The sequence below is a fragment of the Paraburkholderia sediminicola genome, from assembly GCF_046030555.1.
Taxonomy (GTDB): Bacteria; Pseudomonadota; Gammaproteobacteria; order Burkholderiales; family Burkholderiaceae; genus Paraburkholderia; species Paraburkholderia sediminicola_E.
Window position 1 is genome coordinate 87,948 of record NZ_JAQQCH010000005.1, and the last position, 17,623, is coordinate 105,570.

General features: G+C 61.8%; 15 protein-coding genes. 1 reads left to right on the top strand and 14 read right to left on the bottom strand.

All coding sequences use genetic code 11. The features are described from left to right. Positions 1-132 precede the first annotated feature (132 nt). A complete protein-coding gene (gene ppsA / locus PQQ52_RS09765; RefSeq protein ID WP_408209783.1) occupies positions 133-2,538 on the bottom strand; it encodes a phosphoenolpyruvate synthase in 2,406 nt (801 codons plus the stop codon). A 538-nt stretch (positions 2,539-3,076) separates the two neighbouring features. On the opposite strand from ppsA, the gene ppsR reads away from it, so the two are divergent. Further along, the gene (gene ppsR, locus PQQ52_RS09770) at positions 3,077-3,892 is read left to right on the top strand and encodes a posphoenolpyruvate synthetase regulatory kinase/phosphorylase PpsR (protein ID WP_408209785.1); all 816 of its coding nucleotides are present in this window, start codon (positions 3,077-3,079) and stop codon (positions 3,890-3,892) included. A 73-nt stretch (positions 3,893-3,965) separates the two neighbouring features. Here the strand turns inward: ppsR and PQQ52_RS09775 are convergent, their stop codons facing one another. The 13 genes from PQQ52_RS09775 to frr all read right to left on the bottom strand — a co-directional run bounded on the left by PQQ52_RS09775 (position 3,966) and on the right by frr (position 17,600). Next, on the bottom strand, positions 3,966-4,748 hold the full coding sequence (locus tag PQQ52_RS09775) for a TrmH family RNA methyltransferase (protein ID WP_408209787.1): 783 nt from the start codon (positions 4,746-4,748) through the stop codon (positions 3,966-3,968). 61 nt (positions 4,749-4,809) lie between these two features. Next, on the bottom strand, positions 4,810-5,568 hold the full coding sequence (rnhB, locus tag PQQ52_RS09780) for a ribonuclease HII (protein WP_408209790.1): 759 nt from the start codon (positions 5,566-5,568) through the stop codon (positions 4,810-4,812). Then, positions 5,565-6,734 (bottom strand): lipid-A-disaccharide synthase, encoded by a 1,170-nt coding sequence (gene lpxB, locus PQQ52_RS09785; protein ID WP_408209793.1) that lies wholly within the window; start codon positions 6,732-6,734, stop codon positions 5,565-5,567. Before lpxB ends, rnhB begins: the two co-directional genes overlap by 4 nt. A gap of 3 nt (positions 6,735-6,737) precedes the next feature. Then, entirely contained in the window at positions 6,738-7,526 is a 789-nt protein-coding gene (gene lpxA, locus PQQ52_RS09790) for an acyl-ACP--UDP-N-acetylglucosamine O-acyltransferase (RefSeq protein ID WP_408209796.1), read from the bottom strand. A gap of 94 nt (positions 7,527-7,620) precedes the next feature. Continuing rightward, entirely contained in the window at positions 7,621-8,085 is a 465-nt protein-coding gene (gene fabZ, locus PQQ52_RS09795; RefSeq protein ID WP_408209799.1) for a 3-hydroxyacyl-ACP dehydratase FabZ, read from the bottom strand. A 206-nt stretch (positions 8,086-8,291) separates the two neighbouring features. Continuing rightward, complete coding sequence (gene lpxD, locus PQQ52_RS09800) at positions 8,292-9,395, bottom strand: UDP-3-O-(3-hydroxymyristoyl)glucosamine N-acyltransferase (protein WP_408209802.1); 1,104 nt, start codon at positions 9,393-9,395, stop codon at positions 8,292-8,294. Positions 9,396-9,697: 302 nt separating this feature from the next. Next, positions 9,698-10,234 carry an OmpH/Skp family outer membrane protein gene (locus PQQ52_RS09805; protein WP_408209805.1) on the bottom strand — a complete coding sequence of 179 codons (537 nt, stop codon included), beginning with the start codon at positions 10,232-10,234 and terminating at the stop codon, positions 9,698-9,700. A gap of 85 nt (positions 10,235-10,319) precedes the next feature. Further along, positions 10,320-12,623 carry an outer membrane protein assembly factor BamA gene (bamA, locus tag PQQ52_RS09810; protein ID WP_408209808.1) on the bottom strand — a complete coding sequence of 768 codons (2,304 nt, stop codon included), beginning with the start codon at positions 12,621-12,623 and terminating at the stop codon, positions 10,320-10,322. A 67-nt stretch (positions 12,624-12,690) separates the two neighbouring features. Further along, a complete protein-coding gene (gene rseP / locus PQQ52_RS09815; protein ID WP_408209811.1) occupies positions 12,691-14,076 on the bottom strand; it encodes an RIP metalloprotease RseP in 1,386 nt (461 codons plus the stop codon). A gap of 7 nt (positions 14,077-14,083) precedes the next feature. Next, positions 14,084-15,289: a 1-deoxy-D-xylulose-5-phosphate reductoisomerase gene (locus PQQ52_RS09820; RefSeq protein ID WP_408209812.1), complete on the bottom strand. Its 1,206-nt coding sequence runs from the start codon at positions 15,287-15,289 to the stop codon at positions 14,084-14,086. Between the two features lie 10 nt (positions 15,290-15,299). Continuing rightward, the gene (locus PQQ52_RS09825) at positions 15,300-16,121 is read right to left on the bottom strand and encodes a phosphatidate cytidylyltransferase (RefSeq protein ID WP_408209815.1); all 822 of its coding nucleotides are present in this window, start codon (positions 16,119-16,121) and stop codon (positions 15,300-15,302) included. After that, positions 16,115-16,897: a polyprenyl diphosphate synthase gene (gene uppS / locus PQQ52_RS09830; protein WP_115780231.1), complete on the bottom strand. Its 783-nt coding sequence runs from the start codon at positions 16,895-16,897 to the stop codon at positions 16,115-16,117. The genes PQQ52_RS09825 and uppS overlap by 7 nt, the downstream gene beginning before the upstream one ends. A gap of 142 nt (positions 16,898-17,039) precedes the next feature. Continuing rightward, positions 17,040-17,600 carry a ribosome recycling factor gene (frr, locus tag PQQ52_RS09835; protein ID WP_028199370.1) on the bottom strand — a complete coding sequence of 187 codons (561 nt, stop codon included), beginning with the start codon at positions 17,598-17,600 and terminating at the stop codon, positions 17,040-17,042. Positions 17,601-17,623: the final 23 nt, after the last annotated feature.

Genomic DNA, 17,623 nt, shown 5'->3' on the forward strand with positions numbered 1-17,623 from the left:
ACGAAGCGGGTGCATTTTACCGGGCGGTGCAGCACGCTTTCACGTGCTTTTGACGTACCGCACCGTCCTTTATGCAAGCCGCTTATCGGGCACCTGCCTCGCGCATATTTTTACTGCGCTTATTGACTGCGATTACTTCGTCAGCGATTTCGCCAACTGCTGCCACGTCTCGATGATCGAGTCCGGATTCAGCGAGATCGACTTGATGCCTTCATCGGTCAGCCATTGCGCAAAGTCCGGATGATCCGACGGGCCCTGGCCGCAGATACCGACGTACTTGTTCAGTCGCAGACACGTGTCGATCGCGCGCTTCAGCAAGAACTTGACGGCCGGGTCGCGTTCGTCGAAATCGACTGCCAGCAGTTCCATACCGGAGTCGCGGTCGAGGCCGAGCGTGAGCTGCGTCAGGTCGTTCGAACCGATCGAGAAACCGTCGAAGAATTGCAGGAATTCTTCGGCCAGAATCGCGTTCGACGGCACTTCACACATCATGATCAGGCGCAGATTCTTCTCACCGCGCTTCAGGCCGAACTTCTCCAGCAGCCCGACCACGCGCTCCGCCTGCTTCAGCGTACGCACGAACGGCACCATGATCTCGACGTTGTCGAGGCCCATCTCTTCACGCACCTTCTTCAGCGCGATGCATTCCATCTGGAACGCTTCGGCGAAGTCGTCAGCGATGTAGCGCGATGCGCCACGGAAGCCCAGCATCGGGTTTTCTTCGTCCGGCTCGTAACGCGAACCGCCGATCAGCTTCTTGTACTCGTTCGACTTGAAGTCCGACAGACGCACGATCACGGGCTTCGGATAGAACGCCGCCGCGATCGTGGCGATGCCTTCGGTCAGCTTGTCGACGTAGAACGCGCGCGGCGATGCATGGCCGCGGGCCACGCTTTCCACGGCCTTCTTCAGGTCCTGATCGATGTTCGGGTACTCGAGAATCGCCTTCGGGTGAACGCCGATGTTGTTGTTGATGATGAATTCCAGCCGAGCCAGACCCACGCCTGCATTCGGCAGTTGCGAGAAGTCGAAGGCCAGTTGCGGATTGCCGACGTTCATCATGATCTTCACCGGAATCGGCGGCAGTTCGCCGCGCTGGACTTCGGTGATTTCGGTTTCGAGCAGACCGTCGTAGATCTTGCCTTCGTCGCCTTCGGCACACGAAACGGTCACGAGCGCGCCTTCCTTCAGCACGTCGGTGGCATCGCCGCAGCCGACCACGGCCGGCACGCCCAGCTCACGCGCGATGATCGCCGCGTGGCAGGTACGGCCGCCACGGTTCGTGACGATTGCCGACGCGCGCTTCATCACCGGCTCCCAGTTCGGGTCGGTCATGTCGGCGACCAGCACGTCGCCCGGCTGCACACGGTCCATTTCCGACGGATCGTGAATCACGCGCACCGGACCCGCACCGATCTTCTGGCCGATCGCACGGCCGGTGGCCAGTACGTTCGATTGGCCCTTCAGCTTGAAGCGTTGCTCGGCCTTGCCGGCTGCCTGGCTCTTCACCGTTTCCGGACGCGCCTGCAGGATGAAGATCTTGCCGTCGCGGCCGTCCTTGCCCCACTCGATGTCCATCGGACGCTCGTAGTGCTTTTCGATGATGACGGCGTATTTCGCGAGTTCGATCACGTCTTCATCGGTGATCGAGAAGCGATTGCGCTGCTCGTGCGTGACGTCGACGGTCTTCACGCGGCCTTCTTCGCCAGCCTTGGTGAATTCCATCTTGATCAGCTTCGAGCCGATCGAGCGGCGGATGATCGGGTACTTGCCTTGTGCGAGCGTGGTCTTGAAGACGTAGAACTCGTCCGGATTCACGGCGCCCTGCACGACTGTTTCGCCCAGGCCGTAGCTCGACGTGATGAAGACGGCGTCCTTGAAACCCGATTCCGTGTCCAGCGTGAACATCACGCCTGCCGCGCCGACGTCCGAGCGCACCATGCGTTGCACGCCTGCCGACAACGCGACTTCAGCGTGGGTGAAACCTTTGTGGACGCGATAGGAGATAGCACGGTCGTTATACAGCGACGCGAACACGTGCTTCATGCGATCAAGCACGTCGTCGATGCCGACCACGTTGAGGTAGCTTTCCTGCTGACCCGCGAACGATGCGTCCGGCAAGTCTTCTGCCGTTGCCGATGAACGCACGGCAAACGACAGCTCTTCAGGCGAGCTGTTTTGCAGGGTGTCGAAGCCTGCGCGGATATCCGCTTCGAGGCGCGGCTGCATCGGCGCGTCGATGATCCATTGGCGGATCTCTTTGCCCGCTTCGGCGAGCGCCTTCACGTCGTCGACGTCGAGCGTTTCGAGGCGTTTGGCGATGCGTTCAGTCAGATTGTTGTGATGCAAGAAGTCACGGAAAGCCAGCGCCGTGGTAGCGAAGCCAGTCGGCACGCGCACACCGGCTTCGGCGAGTTGACTGATCATCTCGCCAAGCGACGCGTTCTTGCCGCCGACAATCTCCACATCGGTCATCCGCAACTGCTCAAACGGAACTACATACGCCTCTTCCTTTGCGACGGTAACTGCGTTAGTCATACAAGCCCCTAAGTGTGAAAGAAATTCACGGCTGTGCAAGTGGGCTTGAACGCGAGACGCCCATTGGAAGCGTGACCCCGCGTCTTGCACAACCTGTTGGAGAAGCAATCGCTGCAACTGGCGTGAAGCCCAGAAGCACGAGATAGATAGCGGATGGACGAAATTACCGATCGATCCAGCCTATTCGCTCTATTTGCCGCAAGTTACCGGGGCAAAGCGCGGCGTTGACCGACCGTTCACGGTGAGTTAGACGCCAATCGCCTGCAATTGCTTATCCAACAGGTTGCCGCTATTCTACCGTGCCGACTCTCAAAATGTGACTGTCGGACGAGAATTGCGCCTCGAATCGCGCCCCGGACCGGCTGACGGGCTCTTGCGAGGCTCTCGCGAGGCCCCGCCGCCATCCGGGCGCAGTTGCGGTGCCCACGGCGCGCTGAAATGACGCTGCTGCAATCTCCGGTTAGCCACCGTGCAGCGACGTCAATGCAGCGATGTTTCATTCGAGCGCTTTTCCCCGCTCACGTTCCCCAGCCCACTGATGCCGCCCACCGTATTCATCGTCTCCGACGGTACCGGGATCACTGCCGAAACCTTCGCGCATTCGATCCTCTCCCAGTTCGACCAGAAATTCCGCCTGGTTCGTGTGCCCTTCGTCGACTCGACGGAAAAAGCCTACGCCACGCTGGAAAAAATCAACGAAGCGATCCTGCAGGACGGCCGCCGTCCGATCGTCTTCACGACGCTGGTGGACAGCGCGTCGAATCAGATCGTCAAAGGTTCGAATGCGCTCGTGCTGGACATGTTCCAGACCTTCGTCGAGCCGCTTGAACAGGAACTGGAGCTCAAGTCGAGCCACGCGATGGGTCGCGGCCACCAGAACGCGGATACTGAGGAGTACAAGAATCGGATCGAGGCGATCAACTTCTCGCTCGCGCACGACGACGGTCAATCGAACCGCAATCTCGCCGACGCCGACGTGATTCTGGTCGGCGTGTCGCGCAGCGGCAAGACACCGACGAGCCTGTATCTGGCGATGCAGTACGGTGTGAAAGCGGCCAACTATCCGCTGATTCCGGAAGACTTCGAGCGCGGCAAGCTGCCCACGCCGCTATTGGCGCATCGGCAGAAGATGTTTGGGTTGTCGATCGATCCGCAACGTCTGTCGGAGATCCGTAACGAGCGCCGGCCGGGCAGCAAGTACGCTGCGCCGGAAAATTGCCGTTACGAGATCAATGAAGCCGAAGCCATGATGCGGCGCGAAGGGGTCAAGTGGTTGTCGTCGACGCATAAGTCGATCGAAGAGATTGCCACGACGATCCTGCAGGAGATCAAACTGGACCGGCCGGCTTACTGAGCGCGGCCTGTTCTCGAGATACGCGTGGCATTCAGATGAGGGACGCCACGCCACTCAAATCATGCCGTTGAAGTCACGCGCGGCGCTGCTGGCGGCACTGTTCGAACACGCAGACAGCCGCCGCAGCCGCCACATTGAGCGATTCCATGCCGCCTGGCTGAGGAATCGTCACCCGCAGCGACACCACATCGCGCCAGGCCTGCGACACGCCCGCCCCTTCGTTGCCGAAGACCCACGCGAGCTGTCCGCTCAGATCGCAGTCGTAGATCGCCTCGGCACCGTGCGAATCCGTAATGACGATGGGCACGGCCAGGCGCTCGATTAGCGCCAGCGTTTCGACATCTTCGTGGATCCGTAGCAGAAAATGCGCGCCCATGCCCGAGCGCAATACCTTCGACGACCATGCGTATGCCGTGCCCGGCGCGCAAAACACCTGCTGAATACCGGCGGCCGCCGCGCTGCGCAGAATCGAACCGACGTTGCCGGCGTCCTGCACGCCATCGAGTACGAGGCAGGTTTCTCCCACCTTCTCCGGCACCGGCGTATCGAGCTTTTCGACCAGCAGCAGAATCCCGACACCGTGCACGACGTTCGACAACTGCCCAAACAATGCGTCAGGCAGCGTGACGATGCGCTGCTCGTCGATGCGCGACACGATGGCCTGCGCTTCGTCGTGGCGCAGCGCGCCCTCGGTGACGACGCACATTTCCGGCTGCCCCGCGACGTCGAGATAGGCGCTCGCGAGATGGAAACCTTCGAGCAGCGCGTGGCCGCTGCGGCGCTGCTGATGCGTCGAGCCGGCCAATGCTTTCAGGCGCTTGTAGAGCGGATTGTCCCGCGAGGTGATGGCTTTCACAGGCAGCGAAGACAGTGAGAATGAGGAAAGAGTTGGCGACGCGCCGGGCCATACAGGGCGCTCAGGCGCCGCTGCGTTCGCCGAAGGCGTCGTCGTCGAGCATGGCGTCGGTGAGGGTGCCGGACACCACGATCACGTCGCCGGCCAGCAGTTTCAAACCCGTGCCGAAGCGCAGATGCGCTTCACGCACTGGCGCAAAGGAACGCCGATGATGCTCACACGGCCCATGTTCGCGCAGCGCCGCGAGATGCTGCGGCGTGCCGTAGCCGGCATGCGCGTTAAAACCGTAGACCGGATAGGTTTGATGCAATTCGAGCAGCATCCGGTCGCGCGTGACCTTGGCGAGAATCGACGCAGCCGAAATGCTCTTGACCAGCGCATCGCCGCCGATTACCGCCTCGCTGCGAATGCTCAGCGTCGGGCAGCGATTGCCGTCGATTTTTACGAGTGTCGGCACGACCGAAAGACCTTCGACTGCCCGCTTCATCGCCAGCATCGTGGCGTGCAGGATGTTTAGCGTGTCGATTTCTTCGACGGTAGCGGACGCGATGCAGTACGCGAGCGCCCGATCGACGATCTTGTCGTACAGTTCGTCGCGCTTTTTGGCGGTGAGCACTTTCGAATCGTCGAGGCCGCGAATCATCGGCTTCGACGGATCGAAAATCACCGCGGCGGCGACCACCGGACCCGCCAGCGGCCCACGCCCGGCCTCGTCGACGCCGCAGACAATGTCATCCGGTGTCTCGAAGTCCATGCCGACCTGCACTGCCGCGCCAGCAGCGGTCGCAGCCTTGCGGCCTGGTCCGCGCGCCGTAGTCACGGCCGCGCCTTCCGATTTTCGATGACGCTCGCCACGACTTCCGCCGCACGCTGCGCGGTGTTCTGCTTCAGCACGTGATGCATCTCCGTGAAGATTTCCGTCAGCGTGCGCCGGTTGGCTTCGTCGCGCAACTGTTTCAGCGTGGCTTCGGCAAGCGCCTGCGGTGTGGCGAAGTGCTGCAGAATTTCCGGCACCACGAAACGCCCCGCCAGAATGTTCGGCAGGCCAACGTACGGCAGATAGCCCTGGCGGCGCATGATCTGGCCGGTCAGCCAGGGCACCTTGTACGAGATCACCATCGGCTTTTTCAGCAACGCGGCTTCCAGCGTCACCGTGCCGCTCTTGACGAGGATCGCATCTGCCGCTGTCATCGCGAGTTGCGACTGGCCGTCCGTGATGGTCAGCGCGAGACCGGGATGCGCATCGACCAGCGGCCGCAGCATTTCGCGCAGCGCGGGCGTGGCCGCCGGCATCACGAAACGCAAACTGGGCTCCTGGTGCTGCATCATCTCCATCGCGGCAAAGAACGTCGGACCGATCAGATCGATCTCCGAGCGCCGGCTGCCGGGTAGCACCGCAATGATCGGACCGCTTTCAGCGAGGCCGAGCGTGCGGCGCGCGCCGAGCGTATCGGGCACGATCGGGATCTCGTCAGCAAGCGGATGACCGACGTAGGACGCCGCGACGCCTGCCTTTTCCAGCAGCGCTGTTTCGAACGGAAACACGCACAGCATGTGGTCGACCGCCTTGGCGATCTTCTTGATGCGCCCGCCCCGCCACGCCCAGATGGACGGACAGACGAAGTGAACAGTCGGAATGCCCGCTTCGCGCAACGGATGCTCGAGGCCGAAGTTGAAATCGGGCGCATCCACACCGACGAACACCGACGGCGGCTCAGCCAGCAGTTGGCGCTTCAGTTCGTTGCGGATGCTGAGGATCTCGGGAATATGCCGCAGTGCTTCGACATAGCCGCGCACCGTCAGTTTTTCCATCGGCCAGTGGGCGTCGAAGCCCGTGGCGATCATGCGCGGGCCGCCGATCCCATAATACTGGGTACCGGCGGGCAGACGGCTCGCGAGGCCGTCGAGCAGCGACGCCGCCAGCAGGTCGCCGGACGGCTCGCCAGCCACCATCGCGACACGCAGCGGACTCGGGTTCAATGCCATCGCTTAGCGGATGATGCCGCGTTGCGACGCTTCGACGAACGCGAGGAGCGTTTGTACCGGCGCATCGCCATCGCCACCCGCGGACGCGAGTTCGCGCAACTGCACCTTCGCTTCTTCCAGCGACAGGCCGTTCTTGTACAACAAGCGGTACGCCGAGCGCAGCGCCGAAATCGCGTCCGCGGAGAAACCGCGGCGGCGCAGACCTTCGACGTTGATACCGTGCGGTTCGGCCTTGTTGCCGGCAGCCATCACGAACGGCGGGACGTCCTGCACGAGCGCGGAAGCCCCGCCCAGCATTGAGTGCGCACCGATGCGCACAAACTGATGCACGCCCGACATGCCGCCGACGATCGCGTGGTCGCCAATGATCACATGGCCGGCCATCTGCGCATTGCTCGACAGAATGACGTTGCTGCCGACGTGGCAGTCGTGCCCGATGTGCACGTAGGCCATGATCCAGTTATCGTCGCCCAGCGTGGTGACGCCCGAGTCCTGCACCGTGCCGGTGTGGATCGTGGTGAATTCACGGATCGCGTTGCGATTGCCGATCACGAGCCGGGTTGGCTCGTCCTTGTACTTCATGTCCTGCGGACGGCCGCCGACCGATGCGTAGTGGCCGATCCGGTTGTCTTCGCCGATCGTGGTGTGACCTTCGATCACGCTGTGCGACCCGACCGTGGTCCGTGCGCCGATCGTCACATGTGCGCCGATGACGGCATACGGTCCGATTTCGACGGATTCGTCGAGTTGCGCGCCCGGTTCGACGATCGCAGTGGGATGAATCCTGCTCATGCGTCCTCGCTTCTGATTCTGTTGCGTTGTCTGGATGGGCGTAGCCGGAGGCTTGCAGGGCTCAGAGTAAGCCGCTGACTGCCCGGAAACCGGCTTAAACGTCTTTGTCCGTGTGCCGCACCGCGCACATCAGGTCGGCTTCCGCCGCTACGGCACCATCCACTTCGGCGCGCGCCTTGAACTTCCAGATGCCGCGCATATGACGCTCGAACGTGCAGTTCAGGATCAACTGATCGCCCGGTTCCACCACGCGCTTGAAGCGCGCATTGTCGATGCCCACGAACAGATACAGCGTGTTCGACGGATCGCTCGGCTCTTCCGAAAACGTCAGCAAGGCCGCCGTTTGCGCGAGTGCTTCGAGAATCAGCACGCCGGGCATCACCGGACGGGTCGGAAAGTGACCCTGGAAATACGGTTCATTGATCGACACGTTCTTCAACGCTTTGATGCTCTTATGCGGCTCAAGTTCGAGCACCCGGTCAACCAGCAGAATCGGGTAACGATGCGGCAGCAGCGTGAGAATCTTATGAATGTCGAGATTGATTTTTTCGGTGCTCATGGTGTTTCTACTCACGCATTGACTGCGCGATGATGACTGCGGATGCTGGTGCAGGTGGGTTGGTAACGCGTACTGCCGGCGCTTGCTGTGATCCGGAGGCCATGCCACCCGGCCACGGCAACCGACTTTGCTTCCTGATGCTTGCCCGCTATTTTACGCGGTGCCGGCAGGTTGCCCTACGGTTGCTCTGCGAGTCGGCCTGATACTCAGGCTTTGTCGCCTGCGGAATTACTTGCTGCGTGGCCCGGCTTGCCTGCCGAAGCGGCATTTTCGAGCGCCTTGATACGGTCGCGGAGTTTGTCGATGTTACGCAGCAAAGCGGCGCTTTTGTTCCAGTCGGCATGGTTCACGGCCGGGAAAGCGCTGGTATACATGCCGGGCTTCAGCAACGACTTCGACACGCCCGACTTCGCCGTGACGATCACGTAGTCCGCCAGCGTGACGTGACCGGCAATCCCAACTGCGCCGCCGATCATGCAATGACGGCCGATCGTGGTACTGCCCGCGATGCCCGCGCAGCCGGCGATCACCGTGTAAGCGCCGACCTTGCAGTTGTGACCGATCTGCACGAGATTGTCGATCTTCACGCACTCTTCGATGATCGTGTCAGCCATGGCGCCACGGTCGATGGTGGTGTTCGCACCGATTTCGACGTCTGCCGCGATCGACACACCGCCGACCTGCGGAATCTTTACCCAACTGCCGGTACGCGCATCGCCTTCGCCGACAAAATCCGGCGCGAAGCCAAAACCGTCCGAACCGATCACCGCACCCGCGTGCACGATCACGCGCTCGCCGAGCTTGCAGCCGTAGTACACGGCGACATTCGGATACAGATGCGAGCCCGCGCCGATCCGCGTGCCGCGACCGATCACCACATTGGCATCCAGACGCACGTTTTCGCCGATCACCGCGCCCGCTTCCACCGTGACGTGCGGACCAATCACCGCGCTCGCGGCAATCTGAGCCGACGGGTCGATCGTCGCGCTCGGGTGCACACCAGGCATAGCCTTGGGCGCTGCCATATCGATGAAAGTCTGCGCGACGCGCGCGAAGTAAGCGTACGGATTCGGCGTGACGATGAAGTTACGAGCGTCGCGGGAGGCCAGCTTCGCGAGGTCGTCGGCATTGATCAGCACTGCGCCCGCACGGGTCGTCTCGACCTGCGACAGATACTTCGGATTGGCGAGGAACGCCAGCTGGTCCGGGCCTGCCTGGTCGAGCGGCGCCAGACTGCCGACGCGCTGCGAACCATCTCCGACTACTTCACCGCCGAACCGATGGACGATGTCCTCGAGCGTAAATGCCATGCCTATCCTGTCTCCTGTGTCGACCAGAGTTAGCGCTTTAGCGCTTACTCTGGTCCCATGCAACGCTGTCGACCAGAGTTAGCGCTTTAGCGCTTACTCTGGTCCCATGCAACGCTGTCGACCAGAGTTAGCGCTTTAGCGCTTACTTTGGTCCCATGCAACGCTGTCGACCGGCGTTAGCGCCTCAGCGCTTACGCCGATCATCCAAACTTGTTGCCGCCAATCAGTCCAACTTGTCCGCTCTACAGCCACGCGCTGCGAACCGGCCTGCGACGCCGCCAGCCGGCGGCCCACGGCCGCGTTCAGTTGCCCGACGCCGCCAATGCCTTGAGCACCTGGTCGGTAATGTCGATGCGTGGGCTCACGTACACCGCTTCCTGAACGATCAGGTCGTAGTGCTGCTGCTCGGCGATCTGCTTGATTACCTTGTTGGCCCGGTCGAGCACCGCCGCCAGCTCCTCATTGCGGCGCTGGTTCAGGTCTTCGCGAAACTCGCGTTGCTTGCGCTGGAAGTCCGTATCCAGCTGCGACAGATCGCGTTGCTTCTGCGCGCGATCGGCAGCCGACATCGACGCGCCATTCTTGTCGAGCGAGTCGGACATCGTCTTCAGCTTCTGCGCCATGTCGGCCAGATCCTTGTCGCGCTTGGCGAACTCCGCCTCGAGCTTGACCTGTGCAGCCTTCGCGGCAGCCGATTCACGCAGGATACGGTCCGAATTCACCGCAGCGATCCGGGCTTCCTGCGCGTGCGCTACCCCCGCTACTCCTACGCCCAGCGTCATTGCCAGCGCGAACGCACACGCCACACGTTTCGAAAACATACCGGTTAGCAAAGTCATCCTCTCGATACTGTAGTTTGGCCTGGTCCGCCGTCGGAAGCGGCCCATAATCGGGCCACCAGCCGCCGGGGCCCCGGCCGCCTGATCAGAACGCCGTCCCGATCTGGAACTGGAACTTCTGATACTGGTCGCCAGTGTGCTTCGTGAGCGGGAAGCCCAAGCTGAGCTTGAGCGGGCCGATCGGTGAGATCCAGGCAAGACCGACACCATAGCCATAACGCAGGCCATTCGCGCCGATACTGTTACCTTCCGTACCCCAGACGTTACCGGCGTCGAGGAACGTGAACACACGCAACGTGCGGTCGTAGCCCGTGCCCGGCAGCGGGAATGTCAATTCGACGTTACCCACCAGCAGCTTCGAGCCGCCGATCGGATCGTTCGTCTTCGCGTCACGCGGGCCCAGCGAGCTCGGCTCGTAGCCCCGCACCGACCCGATACCGCCGGCGTAGTAGTTCTTGAAAATCGGGTATGGCTTGCCACTCAGGCCGTTACCGTAACCGCCCTGGAAGTTGAAGCCCAGCACGAAACCGCGCGCAAACGAATAATAGTACTGCGCGTTGATGTCGGCCTTGTAGTACTGCGTACCACCGAGCGGCGTGCCGTATTCGGCGTTCGCCTGCGTAAAATAACCGCGGCTCGGTACCAGGGCGCTGTCACGCGCGTCGCGCGACCAGCCCACCGTGATCGGCACGTTGTTCGACACACGTCCAAACTGGTTCACATAGTCGATATAGCTTTGCGGCGTGTTCGAGTCGATGTCCAGCTGGTTCTGCTCGAGGCCGGCACCGAAGTACACCGTGTCGACTTCGGAGAACGGAATACCGAACTTCAGATCACCACCGATCGTGACGATCTTGAAGCTCGAATCCGTCGAGTAGTACAACGGCTGATACGTACGGTAGTAGACGTCGGTAATCCGCTTGATGCCGTCGACCGTGAAGTACGGGTCGACCTGCGTGACCGTCAACGTACGGTACGTCTTGGCGGTATTCACGTTCACCGCGAGACTCGTACCCGAACCGAACACGTTGTCCTGCGACACGCCTGCGGAGAGCACCACCTTGTCGGTCGACGAGAAGCCCGCGCCGAGCGTGATCGCGCCGGTCGGCTTTTCGGCCACCTTGACGTCCACATCGACCTGGTCCGGCGTGCCTTCCACCGGCACCGTGGTCACGTCGACATCGGTAAAGTAGCCGAGACGGTTGATCCGGTCTTTTGACAGCGCGAGGCGGTTCGAATCGAACCACGAGCTTTCGAGCTGACGCATTTCGCGACGCACCACTTCGTCGCGAGTACGCGTGTTGCCGACCACGTTGATACGGCGCACGTACACGCGGCGGCTCGGGTCCACCTGCAGCGTCAGGTCGACCTTGTGGTGTTCCTGATCGATCTGCGGCTGGGCATTCACCGTTGCAAACGCGTAGCCGTATTCGCCGAGCTTGTCGACAATCGCCTTGGTGGTGGCTTGCAGCTTTTCAGCCGAGAAGCGGTCACCCGGTTTGATCTTGATGAGCTTGGCCAGCTCCGGCTCACGGTCGAGCAGGTTACCGGCCAGCTTGATGCTGCTGATCGTGTACGGCTCGCCTTCGTGCAGCGTGACCGTCAGATACATGTCCTTCTTGTCCGGCGTGATCGACACCTGGGTCGACTCGATGTTGAACTCGAGGTAGCCGCGATTCAGGTAATACGAGCGGACGTTTTCGAGGTCGCCGGTGAGCTTGTCTTTCGCGTACAGATCGTTCTTCGTGTACCACGAGAACCAGTTCGGCGTGGACAGCTGCATTTCGTCGCGCAGCGTACCCGTGCTGAACGCCTTGTTGCCGATAAAGTTGATCTGGCGGATCTTCGCGCTCGGACCTTCAGCCACCGAGAACAGCACCGATACGCGGTTGCGGTCGATCGGCGTGATCGTGGTGGTGACTTCAGCGGCATAGTAGCCACGCGTCAGGTACTGGCGCTTCAGTTCCTGCTCGGCCTTGTCGACGAGTGCCTTGTCGTAGTAACGGCCTTGCGACAAACCGACCGCGCGCAGCGCCTTGGTCAGGTTGTCCTTGTCGAACTCGTGAATGCCGGCAAAGTCGATCGTGCCGATGGCCGGACGTTCCAGCACCTGCACGATGACGACATTGCCTTCAGTCGCGATCTTGACGTCGTTGAAGAAGCCCGTGGCGTACAGCGCGCGAATGGCTTCAGAAGCCTTGTCGTCGCTAAACGTGTCGCCTTGCTTGATGGGCAGGTAGGCAAACACGGTACCAGGTTCGACGCGTTGCAATCCCTCGATCCGGATGTCTTGCACCACGAAGGGCGTTGTTGCGTGAGCAACCAGCCCATGCGCGGCAAACGCCGCGGCTATAACCGTCTTTGGAACAAAGCGATGAGGTTTAAACAACGTGCTTCCCCAGTGTGTATAGCTGCATCAGGTCGGGCGGTCGCCATCGTGAACGCCGCCAGACACTTTAAAAATGGATTAAACGAGCCAGATCGTTGAACAGCGCAATCGCCGACAACGCGACGATGCAGGCGAGCCCCGCCCTCTGAAAAACGAGTTGCCAGCGATCAGAGACAACTTTGCCGGTTACAGCTTCAACCAAATAATATAACAGATGACCCCCGTCCAATACCGGAATTGGTAACAGGTTCAGTACGCCGAGGCTAATACTGACAAGGGCCAGGAACGACAGGAATGCAGAAGGACCTAGACGTGCGCTCTTTCCTGCGTAATCCGCGATCGTGACAGGACCGGAAAGATTCTTGAGCGATGCCTCGCCGACGATCATCCGCCCGAACATGCGCACCGAATAAACAGCCAGATCCCACGTACGGCGCGCGCCCAGTTGCAGACTTTCGACCGGCCCGTAACGCACGTCGATCGACGGCACCTGGGTGGCGAGTTCCGCGCCGATACGGCCGATCTGCTGCCCCGTCGCGTCATCGCGCTGCGACTGCGGGACGATGCGAACGTCTTCCAGCTTGCCCGCCGCCGGCCCGCCACGCTCCACTTGCAGCGTCACAGGCTTGCTGGCGTGCGATTTTACATAAGCGATGAAGGCGGTGGCATTGTCCGTAGGAATACCGTCCACCGCGCGAAGACGGTCGCCCACCGCAAGGCCCGCCTTTTGCGCCGCGCTATCCGACTGCACGCCCGCAACCGTCAGCTTGCCACCACCCGGCTCAAAACCGAGATGTGACATAAAGTCGTCGTCGACGTCTTTCTCGGTGATACCGCGCAGATCCAGCTGGAAATCCGAGGTGCCGTGGGCATCTTTCGCGCTCAGCACAATGCGCTTGTGATCGAATGCCGCGCCCAGCAGTTTCCAGCGCAGGTCGGACCACGAGCGCACACGCTCGGATTCGCCAGCGTTCCCGGCACGCACCGCGACGATGGTTTCGCCACCGTCGAAGCCGGCCAGCGCGGCCGGCGTATTCGGAGCAGGCGCTGCGACCACGGCGGCCGGTTCCGTCACGCTGGTGGCAAATACCAGCGCGAACAGCACGATGGCGAGCAGGAAGTTGGCGACCGGGCCCGCCGCGACAATCGCGAAACGGCGCCACACTGACTGCCGGTTGAACGCATGTGGCAAGGCTTCAACCGGAATCGGCGCCCCTCCGGTCTCGCGTTCGTCGAGCATCTTCACGTAGCCGCCCAGCGGCAGCGCGGCAATCGTCCACTCGGTGCCCGTCTTCGGGCTCACCCATTGAAACAGCGGCTTGCCGAAACCGATCGAAAAGCGCAATACCTTGACGCCGCACAAACGCGCGACGCTGTAATGCCCGTACTCGTGGACGACCACGAGTACGCCGATCGCGACCGCGAAGGCAAGCAGTTCGATCAACAGATTCATAGGCGCCTCACTGGACGGCGCGTTCCGTGCGACGGGCGCCGTCCGGCAGACGCGCAATGAAGTCGGCGGCGGCGCGGCGCGCGGCGGCGTCGGCCTCAATCGCGTCTTCGAGCGCATGCGCGCTGCGATTCGGCAACGCGTTGAGCACGGCGTCGACAACCTGGGCGATCGCCATGAAACCGATCTGACGCGACAGAAACGCTTCAACAGCGACTTCGTTCGCGGCATTCAGGGCCGCGCTCGCCAACCCGCCCTCGGCCAGCGCCTTCACTGCGAGCGCGAGACACGGGAAGCGCGTGTAATCCGGCTTTTCGAACGAAAGTGACGCGACCTGTAGCAGATCGAGCTGTGCCACCCCCGAATCGACGCGATCCGGAAATGCCAGCGCGTGAGCGATCGGCGTGCGCATGTCGGGATTGCCCAGTTGCGCGAGCACCGAACCGTCTGCGTACGACACCATCGAATGAATCACGCTTTGCGGATGAATCAGCACCTCGATGCGTTCGCCCGGCAAATTGAAGAGCCAGTGTGCCTCGATCACTTCCAGGCCCTTGTTCATCATCGTGGCGGAGTCGACCGATATCTTGCGGCCCATGACCCAGTTCGGATGCTTGCAGGCCTCGTCAGGCGTGACGTCGACCAGCGTGGCCGGTTCGCGGGTGCGGAACGGGCCGCCCGACGCCGTCAGGATGATCTTCGACACGCCGCCGTGCAGTGCGGCTTCGCGCGGCAGGCATTGGAAAATTGCGTTGTGTTCGCTGTCGACCGGCAGCAGCACGGCGCCGTTGTCGCGCACCGCGTCCATGAAGATCGCGCCGGACATGACCAGCGCTTCCTTGTTGGCGAGCAGAATGCGCTTGCCGGCACGAGCGGCAGCCAGGCTAGGCGCGAGACCTGCAGCGCCGACGATCGCCGCCACTACCGTATCGCAGCCGGTGCTCTCCGACACGTCGACGAGCGCTTGCGGTCCGTACGTGACTTCGGTCTTGCAGACCGCTTCGCGCAGCTTCGCTGCCACGCGAATGGCCGTATCGGCGTCGCCGACTACCGCGACTTCGGGCTGAAAGCGCAGGCATTGCTCGACGAGCTTGTCGCCGTTGCGATGCGCCGTGAGCGCGTAAACCGAAAAGCGCTCGGGATGACGCGCGACGACGTCGAGCGTGCTGTCTCCAATCGAGCCCGTTGAACCGAGCAATGTCAGACGTTTTTGCATATCTCTTTCTCTAGCCGAGCAGCAGCATGGCAAGCGGCAGCACCGGCAACAATGCGTCGATGCGGTCGAGTACGCCACCGTGCCCAGGCAACAGGCCGCTTGAATCTTTCACTCCAGCCTGGCGTTTCATCATTGATTCGAACAGGTCGCCCACCACGCTGAATGCCACCAGCAGGGTCAGAGCGAGCAGCGTACGTACGGCGCCCAGTTGCGCCAGCAGCGCAGAATACAGGGTCGGCTCGAACGCGTGCAAAAAGACCGCCGCCGCGGCGACGATCATCACCACCAGCCAGCCGCCGATCGCGCCCTCCCAGGTCTTACCCGGGCTGATGGCAGGCGCCAGCTTGTGCTTCCCGAAAGCCTTTCCCGAGAAGTATGCGCCGATATCGGCCAGCCATACCAGGAGCAGCAGCGACAGCACGAACGGCACGCCCTTCATGCGCGCGGCGACGAGAGCATGCCAGCACGCGACGAAAACCACAATGCCAGCAAGGAATAGAAAAGCGCGCCAGGCACCCTGCGCGAGGGTCGGCTTGCGCAGGAGCACATACGGCCCCGCAATCACCCAGAAAATCGCCGCCGCCTGAAAGAGCGGCCGGGGCTCCTCGACGCCGGTACCGAGACGTGTGCTCGCGACCAACGCAACGGCGGCTACCAGCGCGTATACGATCGGGCCCGCGCCGCCGAGCTTCAGCAGGCGCGCCCATTCCCACGCAGCGAACACGACGACGAAGGCGATCAGCGCGCCGAACGCGCCCACCGGCGCGAACAACGTGACCGGCAGGAAAATCGCCAGCAGGATGATCGCCGTGATGACACGGGTTTTTAGCATGGAAGCGAATCGACGTTTTGCGATTGCGGCTCGAGTTGAGCACTGGTGCGGCCGAAGCGGCGCTCACGCTCCGCATAGGAAGCGATGGCGTGGCCGAGCGCGTCCGCGTCGAAATCCGGCCAGAAGGTGTCGGTGAAATAGAACTCGGTGTAGGCGAGTTGCCACAACAGGAAGTTGCTGACGCGGCGCTCGCCGCCTGTGCGGATAAAGAGGTCCGGCTCCGGCGCATAGGCCATCGACAGGTGTTCGGCGAACGAGTCCTCGTTCACCTCGACCGCCTTGCCCGCCAGCGCCGATTGCTCGGCAAGCTTGCGGGTGGCCTGCATGATGTCCCAGCGGCCGCCGTAGTTGGCGGCGATGGTCAGCGTGAGACGGGTATTGCGCGCGGTTTTGGTTTCTGCGCGCTTGATCAGGTCGCGAATGCGCGTGTCGAATTTCGACAGATCGCCCACTACCCGCAAACGGATGCCGTTCGCGTGCAGCTTGCCGATCTCGCGCTCCAGCGCGGTGACGAACAGGCGCATCAGGAACGACACTTCGTCGTTCGGGCGGCGCCAGTTTTCCGAACTGAAGGCAAAGAGCGTCAGATATTCGACGCCCTGCCGGGCGCACGCCTCGACGGCCGCGCGCACCGCGTCGACGCCGCGCGTATGGCCGGCCACGCGGGGCAGCCGGCGTTGGGTTGCCCAACGGCCGTTGCCGTCCATGATGATCGCGATATGTCGCGGCACCGCGGCGACATCAGGCACGCGCACGGTTGAGCTGGTATAGGTCATGGCCGTCGGGACAGTGACTGCAAAAAAAGAAGTGGAAACCCTGAAACTGTTGAGCGCCCCCAAAACCTGCCGCTTCGCAGCAGGCCCCCGAGAGGGCAATAAAACCCGGGGCGGCCCGGCATTCTCCTGGGAGCCAACGGCCTCAGACCGTCATGATCTCGGCTTCTTTGGTCACTACAAGTTTGTCGATTTCCGTAACGAACTTGTCCGTCAGTTTCTGAACGTCGTCACCTGCACGGCGTTCGTCATCTTCTGAAATTTCCTTGTCTTTAACGAGCTTTTTCAGTTGCTCGTTTGCGTCACGGCGCAGGTTACGGATGGCAACCTTGGCCGTTTCCGCTTCGCTCTTCACCACTTTAGTCAGTTCGCGGCGGCGTTCTTCGGTCAGCGCGGGCATCGGCACGCGGATCACGTCGCCTTGCGTGGCCGGGTTCAGACCGAGGTCCGACTCGCGGATCGCCTTTTCGACGACTTGGACCATCTTCTTTTCCCACGGCTGCACGCCGATCGTGCGTGCATCGATCAGCGTCAGGTTCGCGACCTGCGAAATCGGCACCGGCGAACCGTAGTAATCGCACTGGATGTGATCGAGCAAGCCCGTGTGTGCACGGCCCGTGCGGATTTTCGACAGATCGTTCTTGAACGCGTCGATGGAACGCTGCATCTTTTGTTCAGCGCCCTTCCTGATATCAGCCACAGACATTTTTAAGCCTCCGAACCTTCAAA